The 20,889-nt window shown below is 51.8% G+C and carries 23 protein-coding genes; 16 read left to right on the top strand and 7 right to left on the bottom strand.

All coding sequences use genetic code 11. The features are described 5' to 3' along the window. Positions 1-37: 37 nt before the first annotated feature. On the bottom strand, positions 38-808 hold the full coding sequence (agaR, locus tag OGX99_RS09600; RefSeq protein WP_151217835.1) for a transcriptional repressor AgaR: 771 nt from the start codon (positions 806-808) through the stop codon (positions 38-40). 323 nt (positions 809-1,131) lie between these two features. Beyond that, positions 1,132-1,938, bottom strand: a complete 807-nt coding sequence (locus OGX99_RS09595; RefSeq protein ID WP_187253315.1) for a DeoR family transcriptional regulator — start codon at positions 1,936-1,938, stop codon at positions 1,132-1,134. Between the two features lie 219 nt (positions 1,939-2,157). On the opposite strand from OGX99_RS09595, the gene kbaZ reads away from it, so the two are divergent. From kbaZ to OGX99_RS09545, 10 genes are all read left to right on the top strand, one after another. Then, positions 2,158-3,483: a tagatose-bisphosphate aldolase subunit KbaZ gene (kbaZ, locus tag OGX99_RS09590; RefSeq protein WP_151217836.1), complete on the top strand. Its 1,326-nt coding sequence runs from the start codon at positions 2,158-2,160 to the stop codon at positions 3,481-3,483. 20 nt (positions 3,484-3,503) lie between these two features. Beyond that, positions 3,504-3,977: a PTS N-acetylgalactosamine transporter subunit IIB gene (gene agaV / locus OGX99_RS09585; protein ID WP_003024925.1), complete on the top strand. Its 474-nt coding sequence runs from the start codon at positions 3,504-3,506 to the stop codon at positions 3,975-3,977. 10 nt (positions 3,978-3,987) lie between these two features. Next, positions 3,988-4,767: a PTS N-acetylgalactosamine transporter subunit IIC gene (agaW, locus tag OGX99_RS09580; protein WP_151217837.1), complete on the top strand. Its 780-nt coding sequence runs from the start codon at positions 3,988-3,990 to the stop codon at positions 4,765-4,767. Continuing rightward, positions 4,757-5,635: a PTS N-acetylgalactosamine transporter subunit IID gene (gene agaE, locus OGX99_RS09575; RefSeq protein WP_149692148.1), complete on the top strand. Its 879-nt coding sequence runs from the start codon at positions 4,757-4,759 to the stop codon at positions 5,633-5,635. The genes agaW and agaE overlap by 11 nt, the downstream gene beginning before the upstream one ends. Before the next feature lie 16 nt (positions 5,636-5,651). After that, entirely contained in the window at positions 5,652-6,086 is a 435-nt protein-coding gene (gene agaF, locus OGX99_RS09570) for a PTS galactosamine/N-acetylgalactosamine transporter subunit IIA (RefSeq protein ID WP_151217838.1), read from the top strand. Next, the gene (gene nagA / locus OGX99_RS09565; RefSeq protein ID WP_187260116.1) at positions 6,083-7,216 is read left to right on the top strand and encodes an N-acetylglucosamine-6-phosphate deacetylase; all 1,134 of its coding nucleotides are present in this window, start codon (positions 6,083-6,085) and stop codon (positions 7,214-7,216) included. The genes agaF and nagA overlap by 4 nt, the downstream gene beginning before the upstream one ends. Positions 7,217-7,517: 301 nt before the next feature. After that, positions 7,518-8,672 (top strand): AgaS family sugar isomerase, encoded by a 1,155-nt coding sequence (locus OGX99_RS09560; protein WP_151217840.1) that lies wholly within the window; start codon positions 7,518-7,520, stop codon positions 8,670-8,672. A 12-nt stretch (positions 8,673-8,684) separates the two neighbouring features. Continuing rightward, positions 8,685-9,557 carry a tagatose-bisphosphate aldolase subunit KbaY gene (gene kbaY / locus OGX99_RS09555; RefSeq protein ID WP_252838719.1) on the top strand — a complete coding sequence of 291 codons (873 nt, stop codon included), beginning with the start codon at positions 8,685-8,687 and terminating at the stop codon, positions 9,555-9,557. Between the two features lie 122 nt (positions 9,558-9,679). Beyond that, positions 9,680-11,251: a maltose/glucose-specific PTS transporter subunit IIBC gene (malX, locus tag OGX99_RS09550; RefSeq protein ID WP_151217841.1), complete on the top strand. Its 1,572-nt coding sequence runs from the start codon at positions 9,680-9,682 to the stop codon at positions 11,249-11,251. A 13-nt stretch (positions 11,252-11,264) separates the two neighbouring features. Continuing rightward, entirely contained in the window at positions 11,265-12,437 is a 1,173-nt protein-coding gene (locus OGX99_RS09545) for a MalY/PatB family protein (protein ID WP_278238581.1), read from the top strand. Between the two features lie 183 nt (positions 12,438-12,620). Here OGX99_RS09545 and rsmI read toward each other — a convergent pair whose 3' ends face one another. Beyond that, positions 12,621-13,484, bottom strand: a complete 864-nt coding sequence (gene rsmI / locus OGX99_RS09540; RefSeq protein WP_151217843.1) for a 16S rRNA (cytidine(1402)-2'-O)-methyltransferase — start codon at positions 13,482-13,484, stop codon at positions 12,621-12,623. Between the two features lie 63 nt (positions 13,485-13,547). Here rsmI and OGX99_RS09535 point away from each other — a divergent pair, with 63 nt between their 5' ends. The 4 genes from OGX99_RS09535 to dolP are packed head-to-tail and all read left to right on the top strand — an operon-like array spanning position 13,548 to position 17,162. Then, a complete protein-coding gene (locus OGX99_RS09535; RefSeq protein ID WP_286543322.1) occupies positions 13,548-15,599 on the top strand; it encodes a penicillin-binding protein activator in 2,052 nt (683 codons plus the stop codon). Continuing rightward, positions 15,557-15,952 carry a YraN family protein gene (locus tag OGX99_RS09530; RefSeq protein ID WP_016157561.1) on the top strand — a complete coding sequence of 132 codons (396 nt, stop codon included), beginning with the start codon at positions 15,557-15,559 and terminating at the stop codon, positions 15,950-15,952. Before OGX99_RS09535 ends, OGX99_RS09530 begins: the two co-directional genes overlap by 43 nt. Before the next feature lie 34 nt (positions 15,953-15,986). Next, positions 15,987-16,577, top strand: coding sequence for a DnaA initiator-associating protein DiaA (diaA, locus tag OGX99_RS09525; RefSeq protein ID WP_003024948.1), 591 nt, complete (start codon positions 15,987-15,989; stop codon positions 16,575-16,577). A 9-nt stretch (positions 16,578-16,586) separates the two neighbouring features. Next, positions 16,587-17,162, top strand: coding sequence for a division/outer membrane stress-associated lipid-binding lipoprotein (gene dolP, locus OGX99_RS09520; RefSeq protein ID WP_151224405.1), 576 nt, complete (start codon positions 16,587-16,589; stop codon positions 17,160-17,162). A gap of 49 nt (positions 17,163-17,211) precedes the next feature. Here the strand turns inward: dolP and OGX99_RS09515 are convergent, their stop codons facing one another. Then, the gene (locus tag OGX99_RS09515) at positions 17,212-17,847 is read right to left on the bottom strand and encodes an NAD(P)H-binding protein (RefSeq protein WP_210905437.1); all 636 of its coding nucleotides are present in this window, start codon (positions 17,845-17,847) and stop codon (positions 17,212-17,214) included. 37 nt (positions 17,848-17,884) lie between these two features. Then, positions 17,885-18,313, bottom strand: a complete 429-nt coding sequence (locus tag OGX99_RS09510) for a YhbP family protein (RefSeq protein WP_151224406.1) — start codon at positions 18,311-18,313, stop codon at positions 17,885-17,887. 43 nt (positions 18,314-18,356) lie between these two features. Here OGX99_RS09510 and OGX99_RS09505 point away from each other — a divergent pair, with 43 nt between their 5' ends. Next, positions 18,357-18,665 (top strand): GIY-YIG nuclease family protein, encoded by a 309-nt coding sequence (locus tag OGX99_RS09505; protein ID WP_276577183.1) that lies wholly within the window; start codon positions 18,357-18,359, stop codon positions 18,663-18,665. Here the strand turns inward: OGX99_RS09505 and OGX99_RS09500 are convergent. Beyond that, positions 18,652-19,155: a GNAT family N-acetyltransferase gene (locus OGX99_RS09500; protein WP_003844854.1), complete on the bottom strand. Its 504-nt coding sequence runs from the start codon at positions 19,153-19,155 to the stop codon at positions 18,652-18,654. The two genes, OGX99_RS09505 and OGX99_RS09500, sit on opposite strands and share 14 nt — an antisense overlap. Continuing rightward, a complete protein-coding gene (ubiT, locus tag OGX99_RS09495; RefSeq protein WP_286543316.1) occupies positions 19,149-19,673 on the bottom strand; it encodes a ubiquinone anaerobic biosynthesis accessory factor UbiT in 525 nt (174 codons plus the stop codon). Before ubiT ends, OGX99_RS09500 begins: the two co-directional genes overlap by 7 nt. Before the next feature lie 220 nt (positions 19,674-19,893). Between ubiT and ubiU the strand changes: the two genes are divergently transcribed. Continuing rightward, the gene (gene ubiU / locus OGX99_RS09490; protein ID WP_187260111.1) at positions 19,894-20,889 is read left to right on the top strand and encodes a ubiquinone anaerobic biosynthesis protein UbiU; all 996 of its coding nucleotides are present in this window, start codon (positions 19,894-19,896) and stop codon (positions 20,887-20,889) included.

Here is a 20,889-nt window from a genome sequence, read left to right as displayed (position 1 = left end):
AAAACTGCTGGCGGGGGAATCTCGCCAGCAATTTCATTTATTCATCCGCAATCACCACATCCACCCCAAGCTGGATTAACGTCCGGTGGTAATTTTCTGGGATCCCGCTGTCGGTAATCACCCGGTCAATCCCGCTGATTTCGCTAATCATACAGAAACTTTTGCGGCCAAACTTGCTGGAGTCAGCGACCACCGTGACCTCCTGCGCAACTTCACACATTACCTGATTCAGATGCGCTTCTCCCGGATGTGGCGTGGTAATCCCCGCTTCCAGACAGAATCCGTCAACGCCTAAAAAAAGCTTATCAAACCGATATTGTCTGAGCTGGTGTTCTGCTGAAGGACCATACAATGAGTAGACGCTTTGCCTGACATTCCCTCCAAGAATCATGACATCTACGCGCTCAAAATTCGCCAGTTCCCAGGCAATGTTAAGCGCATTGGTCATCACCACCAGATCGCGGCGATTTTTTAACATGGGAGGAATAAGGGTAGTGGTCGATCCGGAATCGAGTATTAACGTGTCACCATCTTTCACAAAGCTGGCCGCTTTTTCGGCAATTCGCGATTTCACATCGCGGTTCAGCCGGTCCTTATCCTGCAGAGGCCGATCAAGGGCAAAGTGCTGATTGAGAACCGCCCCACCATAGGAGCGCATAACGCATCCCTTCTGCTCCAGATAACGTAAGTCGTTGCGGATCGTGACCGATGACACACCAAAATGGACGCTCAGTGGCTCGACACGAACGCTCCCCTGATCGCACAGCAAATCAATTATTTGCTCGCGACGTCTTAAGTTATCCAGCATTTCTATTGCTCCATCAAATATTCATGTTGTTTTGTTTTAGCGCTTTAGCACTTTCGTTTTCTTTTGAATATATTACATCAGAAGCACTAAGGGGAATTTGTGCGCACAGACTCAGTGTTTAATTTAACCAAAACCGATTATTTCCTTTCGTTTTAACAAATCGAAATAAAGAAAAACGAAAAAACGAAAAGGATAAAAATGGGGGGATGCCAGAAAGAGCCGGGAAGTCTGCAAAAAAACGAAAGCGAGCCTCTGAAAAAGCTCGCTTATGGTTTATTTTTGTTTAATTGTGTGGGATCACATTTTTGAATTTTAGAGTGGGACTACTCTACAATGATCACCTCAACACCGCTGCGGCGTAACTCCTGCAAGCTCTCCTCTGGGATGCCTTCATCAACAATGATGGTATGGATCCTTTGAGTATCAATGATCTTATGCAGACTGGAGCGGTCAAACTTCGTCGAGTCGGTAACGACGATAATGCGCTCAGCCACTTCACACATCCGACGGTTGAGACGCGCTTCATCTTCGTTATGCGTGCTAACACCACGCTCCAAATCAATCGCATCAACGCCAAGGAACAGCATGTCGAAGTGATAATTTTGTAGCGATTGCTCAGCCTGATCGCCATAAAACGATTGCGACTGACGACGCAAATGGCCACCGGTCATCAGCAGTTCAACCCCTTCAGCTTCCAATAACGCATTGGCGACATTCATACCGTTGGTCATGGCAATGACGTTGGTATGCTGGCGCATCAGGCGGGCAATTTCATAGGTCGTGGTGCCGGAGTCAAGGATGACGCGGTGCCCCGGTTGAATTAACTCTGCGGCGGCTCTGGCAATACTGCGTTTTACTGCCGTATTAAGTGAACTCTTATCTTCAACAGAAGGCTCCACAACAGGCGCATTGCTCTCGCATATTAGCGCTCCGCCATAGGCACGTACCGCAATCCCCTGCTTTTCCAGAAAGGCGAGGTCGTTGCGAATAGTGACCGTGGAGACGCCAAAAAATAAGGAAAGATCGTTAACCTGAACGCTTCCCTGCTGCCGTAACCGCTGGATGATCTGCTCACGTCTTTCGCTGGTGCCAATAACGCGCTTGTCTGCAGAGGACTCGGTGTTACTCATAAGAAATCCTTTAGTTGAACCTTTCGTTTTATTTCGTTTTGTCTATTAACGCCTTTCTTTTACGCGAATGCAAGCCCCGCAAGCAGGGAAGAGCCAGACGAACTTACGCTGAAACCTTTCATTGCGTTTCTTTTGTGAAACAGATCGGAAAACCATTATCTTTCGTTTTATTTTTATAACACCATGATGCAGTATTAAATGAAACAAAACGAAAGATTGATGTCGAAGTTATCTGACCTGGAGAGGAAAGTGAAACATCTAACTAAAATGGTCGAGCAGCATAAACGGGGGAAGGCAAACGGTATTTATGCCGTTTGTTCCGCGCATCCAATCGTACTGGAAGCAGCAATACGCTACGCCCATGCAAACCATACACCGCTGTTGATCGAAGCAACCTCTAATCAGGTTGACCAGTTTGGCGGCTATACGGGTATGACACCAGCGGATTTTCGCAGCTTTGTCTGCCATTTAGCTGACTCGCTTAATTTTTCTCAGGATATGCTTATTCTCGGTGGAGACCATCTCGGACCAAACCGTTGGCAAAATCTACCTGCAGAACAGGCAATGGCCAACGCTGACGATCTGATCAAAAGCTATGTCACTGCAGGTTTTAAAAAAATCCACCTCGATTGCAGTATGTCTTGTGCTAACGACCCGGTTCCACTGACAGATGACATCGTCGCGGAACGCGCCGCGCGTCTGGCAAAAGTAGCCGAAGAAACCTGTATGGCACATTTTGGCGAGTCGGATCTGGTCTATGTGATTGGCACAGAAGTGCCGGTTCCAGGCGGCGCCCACGAAACGTTAACCGACCTGGCGGTAACAACCCCCGATGCCGCACGCGCAACGCTGCAGGCTCACTATCACGCCTTTGAAAAGCGCGGTCTGGAAGGTATCTGGCCGCGTATCATCGCCCTGGTAGTGCAACCTGGCGTTGAATTCGATCACACGCACATTATTGATTATCAACCGCAGAAAGCCGTGGCACTCAGCAAAATGGTGGAAGACTACGACACGCTGGTTTTTGAAGCGCATTCTACCGATTACCAAACACCACAGTCTTTGCGCCAACTTGTGATAGATCACTTCGCTATCCTGAAAGTGGGACCCGCGTTGACCTTCGCTCTGCGCGAAGCGCTGTTTTCACTGGCCGCGATTGAAGAAGAGTTACTGCCTGCAAAAGCCTGTTCAGGCCTGCGACATGTGCTGGAAAGCGTAATGCTTGATCGACCAGAGTACTGGCAGAGCCACTATCACGGCGATGGTAATGCACGCCGTTTGGCTCGCGGATATAGCTACTCCGATCGGGTTCGTTACTACTGGCCAGACAGCCATATTGATGAGGCATTCGAACGGCTGGTGCGCAACCTGGCGGATGACGCTATTCCACTGCCGCTGATTAGCCAATATTTACCCTTGCAGTACGTAAAAGTGCGCGAGGGAGATCTCAGCGCCACACCGCGAGAACTCATCATTAACCATATTCAGGACATACTGCAGCAATATCACTGCGCCTGCCAGGGTGCTTCAGAGCGTAACGCATAACAAAAAAGAGAAAAAATACCATGCCAAACATTGTATTAAGTCGCATTGATGAACGTCTGATTCACGGTCAGGTTGGTGTGCAATGGGTTGGGTTTGCGGGGGCAAACCTGGTGCTGGTCGCCAATGATGAAGTGGCTGAAGACCCAGTGCAGCAAAACCTGATGGAAATGGTACTGGCAGAAGGGATCGCCGTGCGCTTCTGGTCGCTACAAAAAGTGATCGACAATATTCACCGTGCCGCCGATCGCCAGAAAATTCTGCTGGTCTGCAAATCACCTGCGGATTTCTTCCGTCTGGTCGAAGGCGGTGTTCCTGTTAACCGCATCAACGTTGGCAATATGCACTACGCCAACGGCAAGCAACAAATCGCCAAAACGGTTTCTGTAGACGCTGCCGATATTACGGCGTTCAACGGGCTAAAAGCCGCTGGGGTGGAATGCTTCGTTCAGGGCGTTCCAACAGAACCCGCCCAGGACCTCTATAAACTTCTCTGAGGGATTCACAATGGAAATCAGTCTGTTGCAGGCTTTTGCGTTGGGTATTCTCGCCTTTATTGCTGGGCTGGATATGTTCAACGGGTTAACGCATATGCACCGCCCGGTTGTTCTCGGGCCGCTGGTCGGTTTGATTCTGGGCGATCTACATACCGGTATTTTGACAGGGGGGACGCTGGAACTGGTGTGGATGGGTCTGGCTCCATTGGCTGGAGCTCAGCCGCCAAACGTGATTATCGGCACCATAGTAGGAACCACATTTGCCATAACGACCGGGGTGAAACCCGAAGTTGCCGTAGGTGTGGCGGTACCGTTCGCCGTAGCAGTTCAGATGGGGATCACCTTCCTGTTCTCTGTGATGTCAGGGGTGATGGCTCGGTGTGATCGCATGGCAGCGAATGCCGATACCGCAGGGATTGAGCGGGTCAACTATCTGGCGTTACTCGCACTGGGGACCTTCTACTTCTTATGCGCGTTCCTGCCGATTTATTTTGGAGCGGAACATGCCAAAACCGCTATAGATGTTCTGCCAGCTCGTCTGATTGATGGCCTCGGTGTGGCAGGCGGCATCATGCCCGCTATCGGCTTCGCCGTACTGCTAAAAATCATGATGAAAAACGTCTATATCCCCTACTTTATCCTGGGTTTTGTGGCAGCAGCCTGGCTCAAACTCCCGGTGCTAGCGATTGCCGCAGCTGCACTAGCCATGGCGCTGATCGATTTTCTGCGTAAATCACCTGAACCTACAGCTCCTGCAGCACAAAAAGAGGAATTCGAAGATGGCATCTAATCAAACGACTCTGCCGAACGTTTCCGAAACCGAAGAAACGCTGCTGTCTGGCACAAACGAAAACGTCTACGAAGACCAGAATATCGGTGCCGAGCTGACAAAAAAAGATATCAACCGTGTTGCCTGGCGTTCAATGTTGTTACAGGCCTCTTTTAACTACGAACGTATGCAGGCGTCAGGATGGTTGTACGGCTTGTTACCTGCACTGAAAAAGATCCATACCAATAAACGCGACCTGGCGCGTTCGATGACAGGTCATATGGGCTTCTTCAACACGCACCCTTTTCTGGTCACGTTTGTTATCGGGATTATCCTGGCGATGGAACGTTCGAAGCAGGATGTGAACAGTATTCAAAGCACTAAGATTGCCGTCGGGGCGCCGCTTGGCGGTATCGGTGATGCCATGTTCTGGTTAACGTTATTGCCTATTTGCGGCGGTATCGGGGCCAGTCTGGCGCTGCAAGGCTCTATTCTTGGCGCAGTTGTCTTTATTGTTATGTTTAACGTGGTTCATCTTGGTCTGCGCTTTGGCTTAGCACACTATGCTTATCGAATGGGCGTTGCTGCCATCCCGCTGATTAAAGCTAATACCAAAAAGGTTGGACATGCGGCATCCATCGTAGGGATGACGGTGATCGGCGCGCTGGTTGCAACCTATGTTCGCCTGAGCACTACCCTGGAAATCACGGCTGGTGATGCGGTTGTGAAACTGCAAACGGATGTTATAGACAAGCTGATGCCTGCTTTTTTGCCGCTGGTCTACACATTAACCATGTTCTGGCTGGTCCGTCGTGGCTGGAGCCCTTTGCGCCTTATCGCCATTACCGTGGTGCTCGGCGTCGTGGGCAAGTTCTGTCATTTCCTGTAAATACGAGGGGTTGTAGATGTTAGGTATTATTTTGACGGGCCATGGCGGGTTTGCCAGCGGAATGGAAAAAGCGATGAAACAGATTCTGGGTGAACAATCACAGTTCATCGCCATCGACTTTCCGGAAACCTCAACCACCGCCTTACTCACCTCGCAGCTTGAACAGGCGGTGAGTGAACTGGATGCGCAGCAAGACATCGTGTTTCTGACAGACCTGTTAGGCGGAACGCCGTTTCGCGTCGCTTCCACGCTGGCTATGCAAAGGCAAGGCACTGAGGTGATCACCGGCACCAATCTGCAACTACTGCTGGAAATGGTGCTGGAGCGCGATGGCCTGAGCAGTGAAGAATTTCGCTTGCAAGCGCTGGAGTGCGGGCATCGTGGTTTAACTAGCCTGGTGGACGAACTGGGACGCTGTCGTGAGGAAAAGCCCGTTGAGGAAGGGATATGACACAGCTACTTCGCGCCAGACGTCTACTGACCGAACGGGGCTGGTTGGACGATCATCAAATTCACATTGAAGACGGCATCATTGCAGAAATAGAGCCAATTCCCTCCGGCGTTATGGCCCGTGATGCAGAGCTGCTTTGTCCGGCTTACATTGATATCCACGTGCACGGCGGCGCGGGCGTCGATGTGATGGATGAGGCACCGGATACGCTCAACAAACTGGCGATGCATAAAGCACGTGAAGGGGTAGCCAACTGGCTACCCACCACCGTCACCGCTCCACTACCGGATATTCACAAGGCGTTGGAGCGTATCGCGCATCGCTACCATTTCGGTGGACCTGGCGCGCAGGTGCTGGGCAGTTATCTTGAAGGCCCGTACTTTACCCCGCAGAACAAAGGGGCGCACCCGCCTGAGCTTTTCAGGGAACTGGAACTCAGTGAACTGGATGAACTGATTGCGATTTCCCAGCAAACATTGCGCGTCGTTGCGCTGGCACCAGAAAAACCCGGTGCATTGCAGGCCATTGAACATCTGAAGCAGCGCAACGTACGGGTGATGCTGGGACACAGCGCAGCTACCTGGGAACAAACCCGCGCGGCCTTTGACGCCGGTGCTGACGGACTGGTGCACTGCTATAACGGTATGACCGGCTTACATCATCGGGAGCCAGGAATGGTTGGCGCAGGGTTAACCGACCCTCGCGCCTGGCTGGAACTTATCGCTGACGGACACCATGTCCACCCAGCGGCCATGAAGCTCTGCTGCTGTTGCGCCAAAGACAGGCTGGTGCTGATCACCGATGCCATGCAGGCTGCAGGAATGCCAGACGGGCGCTATACGCTCTGTGGCGAGGAAGTGGAAATGTGCAGTGGTGTTGTGCGTACCGCTTCCGGTGGCCTGGCTGGTAGCACGCTCTCGGTTGATGCTGCCGTACGTAATATGGTCGAGCTCACCGGGGTAACGGCAGAAGAGGCCATTCATATGGCCTCTCTCCACCCCGCACGTCTGTTGGGTATCGATCGCCACCTGGGATCGTTAGCAGTGGGAAAACGTGCCGACGCGATCGCGCTTAATAGCGGGCTGCATTTACAACAGATCTGGATTCAGGGTCAGGCTCTCCCCCTTTGACCTTTCATTTTGTCTCGTGTTGGCCTGCGGTCTTCGATCGCAAGGCCTTTCTTTTCCTTTCGCTTGTGGAAATACCGATCCACGTTGCAATCAATCTCTTCATTATATATCAACAAGATAACTGCAACCTTCGTTCTCACGATCACAAATTTCGTTTTATTTCATTTTGGATTATTGATCTTTCGATTTCTTTTCTATAGATTTTAATCAATCGACAAGATGAACAAGTGAAACGAAACGAAAGATAGCGACATTTTCGCCAGCGTCTTATGTGGAATTTACGAGACTAAGGACTTAAGTTATGCCAGAAACCTATACCTCTGTTACTGCGGTAACAGGCACCTGGACCGAAGAAGAGATCCGTCAACAGCCAGCCAGTTGGATCCGATCCCTCACGAATATCGACAACATTCGATCTGCCATTGACAACTTTCTCGCGCCATTGCTGCGCAAAAACGATCTGCGGATCGTACTGACCGGGGCAGGAACCTCAGCATTCATTGGCGACATCATTGCCCCCTGGCTGGCAAGCTATACCGGAAAAAACATCAGCGCTGTTCCGACCACTGACCTGGTCACCAATCCGATGGATTATCTGAATCCCTCGCATCCGCTGTTGCTAGTCTCTTTCGCTCGCTCAGGTAACAGCCCGGAAAGCGTTGCGGCAGTGGAGCTGGCTAATCAGTTTGTACCTGAGTGCTATCACCTGCCAATTACCTGCAACGAAGCAGGTAGCCTGTATCAAAACGCAGTCGCAAGCGACAACGCTTTTGCTCTGTTAATGCCTGCTGAAACACATGACCGTGGTTTCGCCATGACCAGCAGCATTACCACCATGATGGCCAGCTGTCTGGCAGTATTCGCCCCGGAGAAAATCAACAGTCAGACCTTCAGTGATGTGGCCGATCGGTGCCAGGCGATCCTGACTTCACTGGGCGATTTCAGCGACGGTGTGTTTGGCAATGAGCCCTGGAAACGGATCGTCTATCTCGGTAGCGGTGGATTACAGGGAGCTGCCCGAGAATCGGCACTGAAAGTCCTGGAACTGACAGCGGGTAAACTGGCCGCATTCTACGATTCCCCGACCGGCTTTCGTCACGGTCCAAAGTCGCTGGTTGATAACGAAACGCTGATCGTAGTCTTTGTTTCCAGTCATCCCTATACACGTCAATACGACCTCGATTTGCTAGCAGAGTTACGCCGCGATCGGCAGGCACTGCGGGTGGTCGCAATTTCCGCACAAACCCATGAAGTGATTGAAGCGGGTCCACATATTTTGCTGCCGCCAGCACGCTCTTTCATTGATATGGAATTGGCGTTCTGCTTCCTGATCTACGCCCAGGTCTTTGCTTTGACGCAATCCATCAATATCGGTAATACGCCGGATACACCTTCAGCCAGTGGCACAGTGAACCGTGTTGTACAGGGCGTTGTTATTCACCCCTGGAACGCCTAAGAGGATCGTTTTATGAGCATTATTTCCACAAAATACCTTCTGCTGGATGCGCAAAAAAAGGGCTACGCCGTCCCCGCCTTCAACATCCACAACGCCGAGACGATCCAGGCAATCCTTGAGGTGTGCCATGAAATGCGATCGCCAGTGATCCTCGCCGGAACGCCAGGCACCTTTAAGCATATTGCACTGGAAGAGATCTATGCGTTGTGCAGCGCTTATTCCACCAGCTACGACATGCCGCTGGCGTTACATCTCGATCATCATGAGTCTCTGGACGATATCCGACACAAAGTGAATGCTGGCGTTCGTAGCGCAATGATCGACGGTAGCCACTTCCCGTTTGAGGAAAACGTAAAGCTGGTGAAATCCGTCGTCGATTTTTGCCATGCCAAAGATTGCAGCGTGGAAGCAGAGTTAGGTCGCCTCGGTGGTGTTGAAGATGACATGAGCGTGGATGCCGAAAGCGCCTTCCTCACCGACCCACTAGAAGCCAAACGGTTTGTTGAGCGTACCGGCGTTGATAGCCTTGCCGTTGCCATCGGCACTGCGCACGGCCTGTACACCAAAACGCCTAAAATCGATTTCCAGCGCCTGGGTGAAATTCGTGAAGTGGTGGATATTCCGCTGGTGCTGCATGGCGCAAGCGATGTCCCTGACGAATATGTTCGCCGTACGATTGAGCTTGGCGTGTGCAAAGTTAACGTCGCCACTGAGCTGAAAATTGCCTTTGCCGACGCGGTCAAAGCATGGTTTGCAGAAAATCCGCAGGGCAACGATCCGCGCTACTACATGCGGGTCGGTATGGATGCAATGAAAGAAGTGGTGCGCAGCAAAATCAATGTGTGTGGCTCATATGAAAAGTTGCTAACTACATTAAATTGTTAATATATATTATTGGTCAAGATAAATAATAAATTAATTACTACTTACCTCTCAATTTATAAAGGTCATGATGAGATATTCATGACCTTCATGACTATACTGATAAAAATAATGGAGTACTCTACATGACACAGGAAAAGTCGTTTAAGTCACGGATATGGGAATTTTTCCAAAGTCTTGGCAAAACATTTATGTTTCCCGTATCGCTATTAGCATTTATGGGATTGTTATTGGGTGTCGGGAGTTCAATTACCAGCCCCTCTACTATAAAAAGTTTTCCATTTCTTGGAGGGGAACTAACGCAATTAACTTTTGGTTTTATTGCTATGGTAGGTGGTTTCGCATTTACCTATTTACCTGTAATGTTTGCTATAGCTATTCCATTAGGTATGGCTAAAAGAAATAAGGCTGTAGGTGCTTATTCTGGCTTTATCGGTTATATGCTGATGAACATGAGCATCAATTATTATCTGACAGTGACACATCAACTCGCGGATACAGCAACCATGAAACAGGTTGGGCAATCCGTTGTTTTGGGTATACAGACGCTAGAGATGGGGGTTTTGGGCGGCATCATTGCTGGCGTAATTACCTACTTCCTACATGAACGATTTCAGGATACGGTGTTACATGATGCCTTTGCATTTTTTAGTGGCATCCGCTTTGTGCCTATTATTACCTCCCTGACTCTGTCACTTGTCGGCCTTGCTATCCCGTTGCTCTGGACCTACGTAGCGATGGGCATCGCCGGAATCGGCCATATAATTCAAAGTACCAGCGTCTTTGGTCCCTTCCTCTACGGAGTCGGTGTACTGCTGCTCAAACCTTTCGGCCTGCACCATATATTGTTGGCGATGGTTCGCTTCACACCCGCAGGTGGTACAGAAATCGTGAATGGTCATGAAATTGCAGGCGCGTTGAATATCTTCTACGCCGAGCTAAAAGCTGGCCTACCATTTAGCCCTCACGTAACCGCATTTTTATCTCAGGGTTTTATGCCGACCTTTATTTTCGGTCTTCCGGCTGTAGCTTATGCTATTTATCGTACAGCAAAGCCTGAGAATCGCCCTATTATCAAAGGGCTATTGCTTTCTGGCGTGTTAGTTTCGGTTATTACCGGTATCTCTGAACCGATTGAATTCTTATTTCTGTTTATTGCACCTGCACTGTATGCTTTCCATATCGTTATGTCTGGTTTAGCACTCATGGTAATGGCAATCCTGGGGGTAACAATAGGTAATACTGACGGCGGGATTCTAGATCTTCTTATTTTCGGCGTGATGCAAGGCACATCAACGAAATGGTATCTATTATTCCCGGTTGGTATCGTTTGGTTTACTGTTTATTTCTTGGTTTTCCGTTGGTACATACTCAAACACGATATTAAAACACCGGGACGTGAAGATTCTACCGACGGCGCTGCGCAAGCCGTTGCTTCTAATACAAAAGCACGCGGGAAATCGAAATACGATCATGGCGTAATATTGAATGCGCTTGGCGGTAAGGAAAATATTGATTCACTTGATAACTGCATTACCCGTCTACGCCTTGTAGTCAAAGATATGAGCAAGGTCGATCAACAAACGCTGAAAAGCGCCGGAGCACTTTCGGTCGTCGTTCTCGACGCACACAGCGTGCAGGTGATCATCGGACCGCAGGTACAAAGCGTCAAGACAGGCATTGAAGCCTTAATTTAAATAGGGGTTGGACATGTTCGATTTCGATAAAATCATTGAGCGGAAAAGTGATAAATGCCGCAAGTGGGATCATCAGTTTGTATGTTCACGTTTTGGCCGGGTACAAGAGGACTTCATCCCCTTATGGATCGCCGATATGGATTTTACCTCACCGCCGGCGGTAATTGACGGATTTCAGCAGATCGTGAGCCACGGAACATTTGGCTACACCTACTGTTTCGACCAGTTTTACGACGCTGTGGTGGACTTTCAGCGTGAACGCCACCATGTCAACGTTGAACGCGACTGGATAACGCTCACCTACGGCACCGTTTCTACCTTGCATTATCTCGTGCAAGCCTTTTGCCTACCGGGCGACAGCGTCATGATGAATACGCCAGTCTATGATCCTTTCGCCATGGCAACGCAACGACAGGGAGTCACAGTACTGGCAAATCCGCTGCAGGCCACGGATAACCGCTATCAGTTGGATTTTTCGCTGGTTGAATCACAGCTGAAAACTCACAGGCCTAAGCTGTGGTTATTTTGCTCGCCGCATAATCCATCGGGAAGAATTTGGACACAGGCTGAAATACACCAGGTATCCGAGCTCTGTCAACGCTATGGCGTGATTCTGGTCGTCGATGAAGTTCACGCCGAGCACCTTCTTGAAGGGGAATTTACCAGTTGCCTGGCTCCGGGTGCAACGGCGCAGGATAACCTGATCCTACTCACCTCACCCAATAAAGCGTTTAACCTCGGCGGACTGAAAACCTCGTATTCCATCATTCCGGATAGCCGCCTGCGCCAGCGCTTTCGCCAGCAGTTGGAAAGGAACTCCATCACGTCCCCTAATATGTTTGGAGTTTGGGGGATTATTCTGGCCTACCAGCATGGGCTACCCTGGCTGGATGCGCTGAATGGCTATTTGCGGGGCAACTCCCACTACCTCGCCGACGCAATTCATACACATTTCCCAGACTGGAAGATGATGACGCCCGAGTCCTCTTATTTGGCATGGATAGACGTGAGCAGCGGTGGCAAAACGGCGACCGAGGTCGTCAACCATTTTGCCCATCGCGCTAGCGTAATTATTGAAGATGGCAGCCACTATGTTCAGGATGGTGAACGCTTTATCAGAATTAACTTTGGCACACAGCGATATTGGCTGGAACAAGCAATAGAACGGATGCAAAAAAGTTATTAATAACCCCAGCAGATAACTAACGTTATCTGCTTAATTCCACCGATCCTGATAAATAAAATTTACAGACCCGCCACATCCCTGTTTCGTCGCGCCAACGCGTTGCAGTTTGCCTTTTAGCTGCAACGCTTTCAGCGCGTTCTTCCGACATTTCTTCCAACAAACTGGCGATCAATCCAGACGCTCTTACTCTACCTGCTGTTCCAGCGCGTGCTTATACAGCGCATTCTTTTTCACGCCGTGGATTTCAGCGGCCAGCGCGGCGGCCTTTTTCAGCGGCAGTTCGGCCTGCAGCAACGCCAGAGTTCGCAGCGCATCAGCAGGTAGATCGTCTTCTTGCGCTTTATGCCCTTCAACAATTAGCACCATTTCACCTTTGCGACGGTTTTCATCTTCCTTGACCCACGCCAGCAGCTCGCCGACCGGCGCACCGTGAATGGTTTCCCAGGTTTTCGTCAGTTCGCGCGCCAGCACCACGTAGCGGGATTCGCCCCAGACGGCGACCATATCTTCCAGGCTATCCAGTAAACGGTGAGTGGATTCATAAAAAATAAGCGTACGTGGTTCAGCCTCAATGGCTTTCATCGCATCACGACGCCCTTTCGATTTGGCAGGCAGAAAACCTTCATAGCAAAAGCGGTCTGAAGGCAGACCGGCAGCGCTCAGTGCCGCAATCGCTGCGCAAGGGCCCGGCAGAGGTACTACGCGGATCCCCGCTTCGCGACAGGTGCGCACCAGATGGTAACCAGGATCGTTAATCAGCGGCGTTCCGGCATCGGAAACCAGCGCAATGTTTTGCCCTTCTTTGAGTTTCGCCACCAGCGTTTCCGCTTTTTGTTGCTCATTGTGATCGTGTAATGCAAACAAACGAGCGTTAATCGCGAAGTGTTGTAACAATAACCCTGTATGACGGGTATCTTCAGCGGCAATCAAATCAACGGCTTGTAAAACTTCGAGCGCTCGTTGGGTAATATCAGCCAAATTTCCTATAGGAGTAGGTACAATAAAGAGTTGGCCTTGAGAATTATCCGCCGATTCGTGTTGTTTCATTGTGTCGTCCGTATTGCCGATTTAATATTGAGCATTGAGTAAAAAAATATCACTGGATACAGTATGGTACCCTCAACATTTTCTCGTTTGAAAGCCGCACGCGCGCTACCAGTCATTCTGGCAGCACTGATTTTCGCAGGCTGTGGCACCCAGGCGCCAGACCAGAGTGCAGCCCATATGCAGGGCACTGCGCAGGCTGATTCCGGCTTTTATCTGCAACAAATGCAGCAAAGCTCAGATGATAGCAAGACCAACTGGCAATTACTCGCCATTCGTGCACTGCTGAAAGAAGGCAAGAGCCAGCAGGCTATCGAGCTGTTCAACCAGCTACCGCAGAAACTCAGCGATACTCAGCGTCGTGAGCAGTCTCTGCTGGCCGTCGAAATCAAGCTCGCACAGAAAGATATCGCTGGCGCTCAGGCCCTGCTGGATAAACTTACTCCTGCCGATTTCGATCAAAACCAGCAGGCCAGATACTGGCAGGCGCAAATCGACGTCAACCAGGGTCGCCCATCGTTGACGCTATTGCGCGCCCTGATCGCCCAGGAACCGCTGCTGGCCGCGAATGCTAAGCAGAAAAACATCGACGCCACCTGGCAGGCGCTGTCATCCATGACCCAGGAGCAAGCGCAGGCGCTGGTTATCAATGCGGATGAAAACGTGCTGCAAGGCTGGCTGGATCTCCAGCGCGTCTGGTTCGATAACCGTAACGATCCGGACATGATGAAAGCCGGTATTGCTGACTGGCAGAAACGCTATCCGCAAAACCCTGGCGCAAAAATGCTGCCAACGCAGTTGGTTAACGTGCAGAGCTTTAAGCCCGCCTCCACCAGCAAAATTGCACTGCTGCTGCCGCTGAACGGTCAGGCCGCTGTATTTGGCCGGACTATTCAGCAAGGCTTTGAAGCGGCGAAAAATATGGGTACTCAACCCGTAGCGATCCCTGCTGTAGCTGCGCCTGCTGAGGATACAACAGCTGCGACAACTGCGGAGCAGCCGCAAACAACTGACGGTGTTGCCAGCCCTTCTCAGGCGTCTGTCAGCGACCTGACTAATGAGACGCCAGCACAGCCAGAAACACCTGCTGCGCAGCCCACAGCACCCGCTCAGCCAACAACCGCCAGCGCGCCGGCGAATCCATCTGCAGAGCTGAAAATCTACGACACCTCATCACAGCCTCTGAACCAGATCCTGACTCAGGTTCAACAGGATGGCGCCAGCATCGTGGTTGGTCCGCTGTTGAAAAACAATGTTGAAGAGCTGATGAAAAGCAACACGCCATTAAACGTGCTGGCGCTTAATCAGCCGGAGTCGGTGAAAAACCTGCCGAACGTCTGCTACTTCGCTTTGTCGCCAGAAGATGAAGCGCGCGACGCCGCGCGTCACATCCACGACCAGGGCAAACAAACGCCGCTGCTGTTGATCCCACGCAGTTCGTTAGGCGATCGCGTTGCCAATGCCTTTGCTCAGGAATGGCAAAAACTGGGCGGCGGCGTGGTATTGCAACAGAAGTTCGGCTCCACCGCCGAGCTGAAAATGGGCGTCAACGGCGGCTCGGGGATTTCCCTGACGGGCAGCCCGGTGGCTTCCTCTGTGCCTGCGCAACCTGGCGTGACGATTGGCGGCCTGACGATTCCGGCTGCGCCCACCGATGCGCAGATCTCCGGCGGCAGCGGTCGTGTTGATGCCGTGTATATTCTGGCAACGCCAGAAGAAATTGCCTTTATTAAGCCGATGATCGCTATGCGCAACGGCAGCCAGAGCGGAGCAACGCTGTACGCCAGCTCCCGTAGCGCGCAGGGAACTGCCGGCCCGGATTTCCGCCTGGAGATGGAAGGCTTGCAGTACAGCGAAATACCGATGCTGGCAGGGGCTAACGCGCCTCTCATGCAGCAAGCGCTTGGCGCAGTGCGTAATGACTACTCATTGGCGCGTATGTACGCGATGGGCGTCGATGCCTGGTCACTTGCCAACCACTTCTCGCAAATGCGTCAGGTACAGGGTTTCGAAATTAACGGCAACACCGGGGCCTTAACCGCAACGCAGGATTGTGTGATTAACAGGAAGTTATCATGGCTCAAATACCAGCAAGGACAAGTCGTCCCCGCCAGTTAACGAGTAAACAGACCGGTGACGCGTGGGAATCCACCGCGCGTGACTGGCTGCAGAGCAAGGGACTGCATTTTATCGCCGCTAACGTGCGTGAACGTGGCGGCGAAATCGACCTGATAATGCGTGAAGGCAACACCACCGTCTTTGTTGAAGTCCGCTATCGGCGCTCGGCCCAGTTTGGCGGCGCAGCGGCGAGTGTGACCCGGAGCAAACAACACAAATTATTACAGACTGCCCGCTTGTGGCTTGCACGCCACAATGGGAGCTTTGATACTGTGGATTGCCGGTTCGATGTGTTAGCCTTCACCGGAAATGATGTTGAGTGGTTTAAGGACGCGTTCAACGACCGCTCATAGTTGAAGATTCAGAGCCTGGTTCTTAAGGATTAGCGTGTTAGATAGAATTAAAGTCTGCTTTACTGAAAGCATTCAAACTCAGATAGCTGCGGCTGAAGCACTTCCGGATGCGATCTCCCGTGCAGCCATGACGCTGGTTCAGTCCCTGCTCAATGGCAACAAAATTCTCTGTTGTGGTAATGGGACGTCCGCTGCCAACGCACAGCATTTTGCTGCCAGCATGATCAATCGTTTTGAAACAGAGCGCCCAAGTTTACCTGCGATTGCACTAAATACTGATAATGTGGTCTTAACTGCGATTGCCAACGATCGCCTGCACGATGAAGTTTATGCAAAACAAGTCCGTGCGCTGGGACATGCAGGTGATGTTCTGCTGGCAATCTCTACGCGTGGTAATAGCCGCGATATCGTAAAAGCCGTTGAAGCCGCCGTGACACGCGACATGACAATTGTCGCGCTGACCGGGTATGACGGAGGGGAGCTGGCCGGGTTACTGGGGCCGCAGGATGTTGAAATCCGTATCCCCTCACACCATAGCGCCCGCGTTCAGGAAATGCACATGCTGACGGTCAACTGCCTTTGCGATCTCATCGACAACACGCTTTTCCCTCACCAGGATGATTAAGGAGTACACATGAAGGCATTTTCGCCGCTTGCTGTGATTATCGCTGCACTGCTGCTGCAAGGCTGTGTCGCTGCTGCCGTTGTCGGAACTGCTGCTGTCGGCACCAAAGCCGCGACGGACCCTCGTAGTGTCGGCACCCAGGTAGATGATGGAACCCTGGAGTTACGCGTCAATACGGCGTTGTCGAAAGATGCCCAGATCAAGAAAGAAACGCGAATTAACGTGAGCGCGTATCAGGGTAAAGTGCTACTGGTCGGTCAGTCGCCAAATAGCGAACTGTCTGCGCGGGCAAAACAGATTGCGATGGGCGTAGAGGGTACGACAGAGGTCTTTAATGAGATCCGTCAAGGCCAGCCAATCGGCCTGGGCGATGCGTCCAACGATACCTGGATCACCACCAAAGTACGTTCACAATTGCTGACCAGCGATCAGGTGAAATCCACTAACGTGAAAGTCACGACCGAAAATGGGGAAGTCTTCCTGCTGGGTCTGGTGACCGAGCGCGAAGCGAAGGCGGCGGCGGACATCGCCAGCCGGGTAAGCGGCGTGAAACGCGTCACGACGGCCTTCACCTTTATTAAGTAAGATGATAACAGATGCCGGATGACGACGTCAGAGCACGTTATCCGGCATTTTATTTAGCCCGTTCGCGCAGCCCGGAAGAGGTCATTATCGTAACACCTTCCGGTCCTGGTGCCAGCGCCTCTGCCAGCATAGCCCGCGCCACATCACGCGCTTCAATCGACTTCCAGTTACCCGGCAGCAACCGAAATAATGGCGCTAAAAACATTTCATTCGCCCGCTGTTTATCCCGATCCCCCAGAAGCATAGAAGGCCGGGCAATCGTCAGTCGCGGCCAATTCTGCGCAATCAGCGCCTGCTCCATTTCACCTTTCACCCGGTTATAAAAAAAGGGCGAATTGGCATTAGCGCCCATCGAACTCACCACCAACATGTGCTGGGCCCCCAGCCGACGCCCCGTCAGGGCCGTATCCACTACCAGCGTATAGTCAGCGTGGATAAATGCCTCTTTGCTGCCCGCTTCACGTCGGGTCGTTCCCAGACAACAAAAGACGATATCGACCGGATCGGTAACCTGCGCCAGAGCATCGGTTAGCTGCGGATCGTGGGGATTATAGATGCCAGCCGTATCAGCCAGCGGTCGACGCGTCGGCGCCGTAATGGCATTGACCCGAGGTTCATTCAGCAACATACGCAATAAATGTCCACCCACCAGACCCGTTGCACCGGTTATTAACACCTGGCTCATCGTTTATTTTCCCCTGACGCTTCAATCACTCTTTTAACTATAGATCACGTAGCCAGTGCATCTTTTTACCGAAGCCCAGTGTGTTGTCCGTGAATTTGACTTCATCCAGTCGAATCTCCCACACGGGCGCTGGCAACATTCTGGCGACGGGGAAACGGCGGTTGTAGGCGTTACGCGCGGTGTCACTCTCCTGCCCTTCAAGACGGCGAATCTCCCCCTTAAACTGCACGCCACGAATCAGGGCGACCGTTTTGGGCTGACCATTTACCGTGCCGGCAATCGGCGCGCGCGGCCCGGACATTTGCGCATGGCGCGTTTTATCTTCGGTCAGCACATAGAATGCCATCTTCTGCGCATCAAACAGGTAAAACGCATTGGCGCACCACAATTCACCTTCATGATGAACGCACCAGGTCACGACATGCTGCTTTGCCAGCCAGCGGGTCACCGCAGTCAGTGTTTCCATTTCTGTTCTCTTTTATACTGTAGGCCTGAAAATTATCACGTCGATGGTGACAATGACACCCTGGTATCTGTACCTGATCCGTACTGCAGACAACGCCTTATACACCGGTATAACCACCGATGTGCAGCGCCGCTATAAGCAGCATCAAAGTGGGAAAGGTGCGAAGGCACTACGCGGAAAGGGGGAACTCACGTTGGCATTTGCGGCGCAGATCGGCGACCGTTCGCTGGCTCTGCGCATAGAGTATCGCGTCAAACAGCTCACCAAGCGGCAGAAAGAGCGCCTTGTAGACGGCGAAGGGCTTGAGGCGCTACTGAGCAGCCTGCAAACCCCGGAGCTTAAAAACGATTGAAGTGGTCGTGGTATTCCACAAGGCCCGTCACGCCTTCCAGCGCGTCATCCGCCAGGCGATGAACCTGGAATGCGCTTTCAGTGCCCGGCCAACGGCAATGCAGATCGTGATGCGCAGCCAGCTCAAAGCCAAAGCGGCTGTACAGCGCCGGATCGCCCAGCGTAACCACCGCGGCGTAGCCAAACTCGTTCAGGGAATCAAGCCCTTCATAGACCAGCTGACGCGCCAGACCCTGCCCACGGTAGTTTTCATCCACGGCCAGCGGCGCCATGCCGACCCATTGCAGATCTTCGCCCTGGACATCGACAGGGCTGAACGCGACGTAACCCACGACCTGACCTTCGTCATCGGTAGCAACCAGACCCAGCGTTAAAAACCCGTCTTCACGCAGGTCGTGTACTAGTTTCGCTTCCGCATCGCTCTCAAACGAACGGCGCAGCAGCGCATCAATACCAGGGGCATCAATGGGAATTTCAACTCGAATCAGCATGGCTCACCTACCGAAGTCTGTTTGGTTTCTGGCATTGTTTTCATTCCCGCCTCAACAAAATCCGCCAACTGCATCAGCATGATGCGCAGCGCCTTAGGCATCTGCTCCAGTTCGATGGCGTCCATCAGATTTTTTACATACAGCCCTAATTCTGTATCACCTTCAATCACCAGGCGACGCTGGAAGAACAGCGTATCCGGATCCTGCTTACGTGCCGCGATCATCAGAAGATCGCTGGCATCCGCGCTAAAACTGACATCCGCATCTGCATTCTGGCTGACGATCAGTTTATCGTTTTGAACAGAGGTATACCATTTAAGGCCGATGTCACGCACATGAATGCTCAGCCAGCGACCGTCGAGAAACTCCAGCTCCCCATCGGCCAGCGCCTGACTAAACTGCCAGCTCAGGACCTGTTCCAGAACCTGGCGCTTCAGCGCAAAGGGCGTCAGTTTAACCGGTACACTCATCAAAGAAGGACCAAAATGTACTAAGCGTGAACGCAGTTTATCCAACACGAGCTTTACTCCCTGTTTCAATAGTCCTGCTATTTTGCCATATCAAATAAACGACATAGCGGCATAAATCAACAATTCGCTACGAAATTGTTACCTCTTTATTGGTGTCACCAATACGACTTTAACTGCCTTAAATCAAAAATTGTCTCATCAAGGTTAACTAAAATCCCTCTTCGTTAACATTTCTGCGCCCTACATGGCGCAACGTTCAGGATAAATTATGGAGCTGCTCTGCCCTGCCGGAAACCTCCCGGCGCTTAAGGCGGCCATCGAGAACGGCGCTGATGCTGTCTACATCGGGCTGAAAGATGATACCAATGCCCGTCATTTCGCCGGCCTTAATTTTACCGAGAAAAAATTGCAGGAAGCGGTGAATTTTGTCCATCAGCACCGCCGTAAGCTGCACATCGCGATTAACACCTTTGCGCATCCGGATGGTTACGCGCGCTGGCAACGTGCCGTGGATATGGCGGCGCAACTGGGTGCAGATGCGCTGATCCTCGCCGACCTCGCTATGCTTGAGTATGCCGCAGAGCGCTACCCGCATATTGAGCGCCATGTCTCTGTTCAGGCATCTGCAACCAATGAAGAGGCGATTAATTTCTACCATCGCAACTTTGACGTTGCCCGCGTGGTGCTGCCGCGCGTGCTGTCTATTCATCAGGTGAAGCAGCTCGCTCGCGTCACACCAGTTCCCCTGGAAGTGTTCGCCTTTGGCAGCCTGTGCATTATGGCGGAAGGCCGTTGCTATCTTTCGTCCTATCTGACAGGCGAATCTCCAAACACGGTTGGTGCCTGCTCTCCTGCTCGTTTTGTTCGCTGGCAGCAGACCCAACAAGGGCTGGAATCCCGCCTCAATGAAGTGCTGATCGATCGCTATCAGGACGGAGAAAACGCCGGTTATCCGACGCTGTGTAAAGGCCGCTATCTGGTTGATGGCGAGCGCTACCATGCGCTGGAAGAACCCACCAGCCTGAATACGCTGGAACTGCTGCCGGAACTGCTGGCGGCCAATATTGCTTCGGTAAAAATCGAAGGGCGTCAGCGTAGCCCGGCCTATGTCAGTCAGGTAGCGAAAGTGTGGCGTCAGGCAATCGACCGCTGTATGGCCGACCCGCAAAACTACGCCCCGCAGGGCGCGTGGATGGAAACGCTCGGTTCAATGTCCGAAGGCACGCAAACCACGCTTGGCGCCTATCACCGTAAATGGCAGTGA

It is taken from the genome of Citrobacter sp. Cu096 (assembly GCF_030332285.1).
Lineage (GTDB): Bacteria > Pseudomonadota > Gammaproteobacteria > Enterobacterales > Enterobacteriaceae > Citrobacter > Citrobacter meridianamericanus.
The sequence above is the reverse complement of the archived record's forward strand: the minus strand, read 5'-3'. Positions and strand labels throughout refer to the sequence as shown.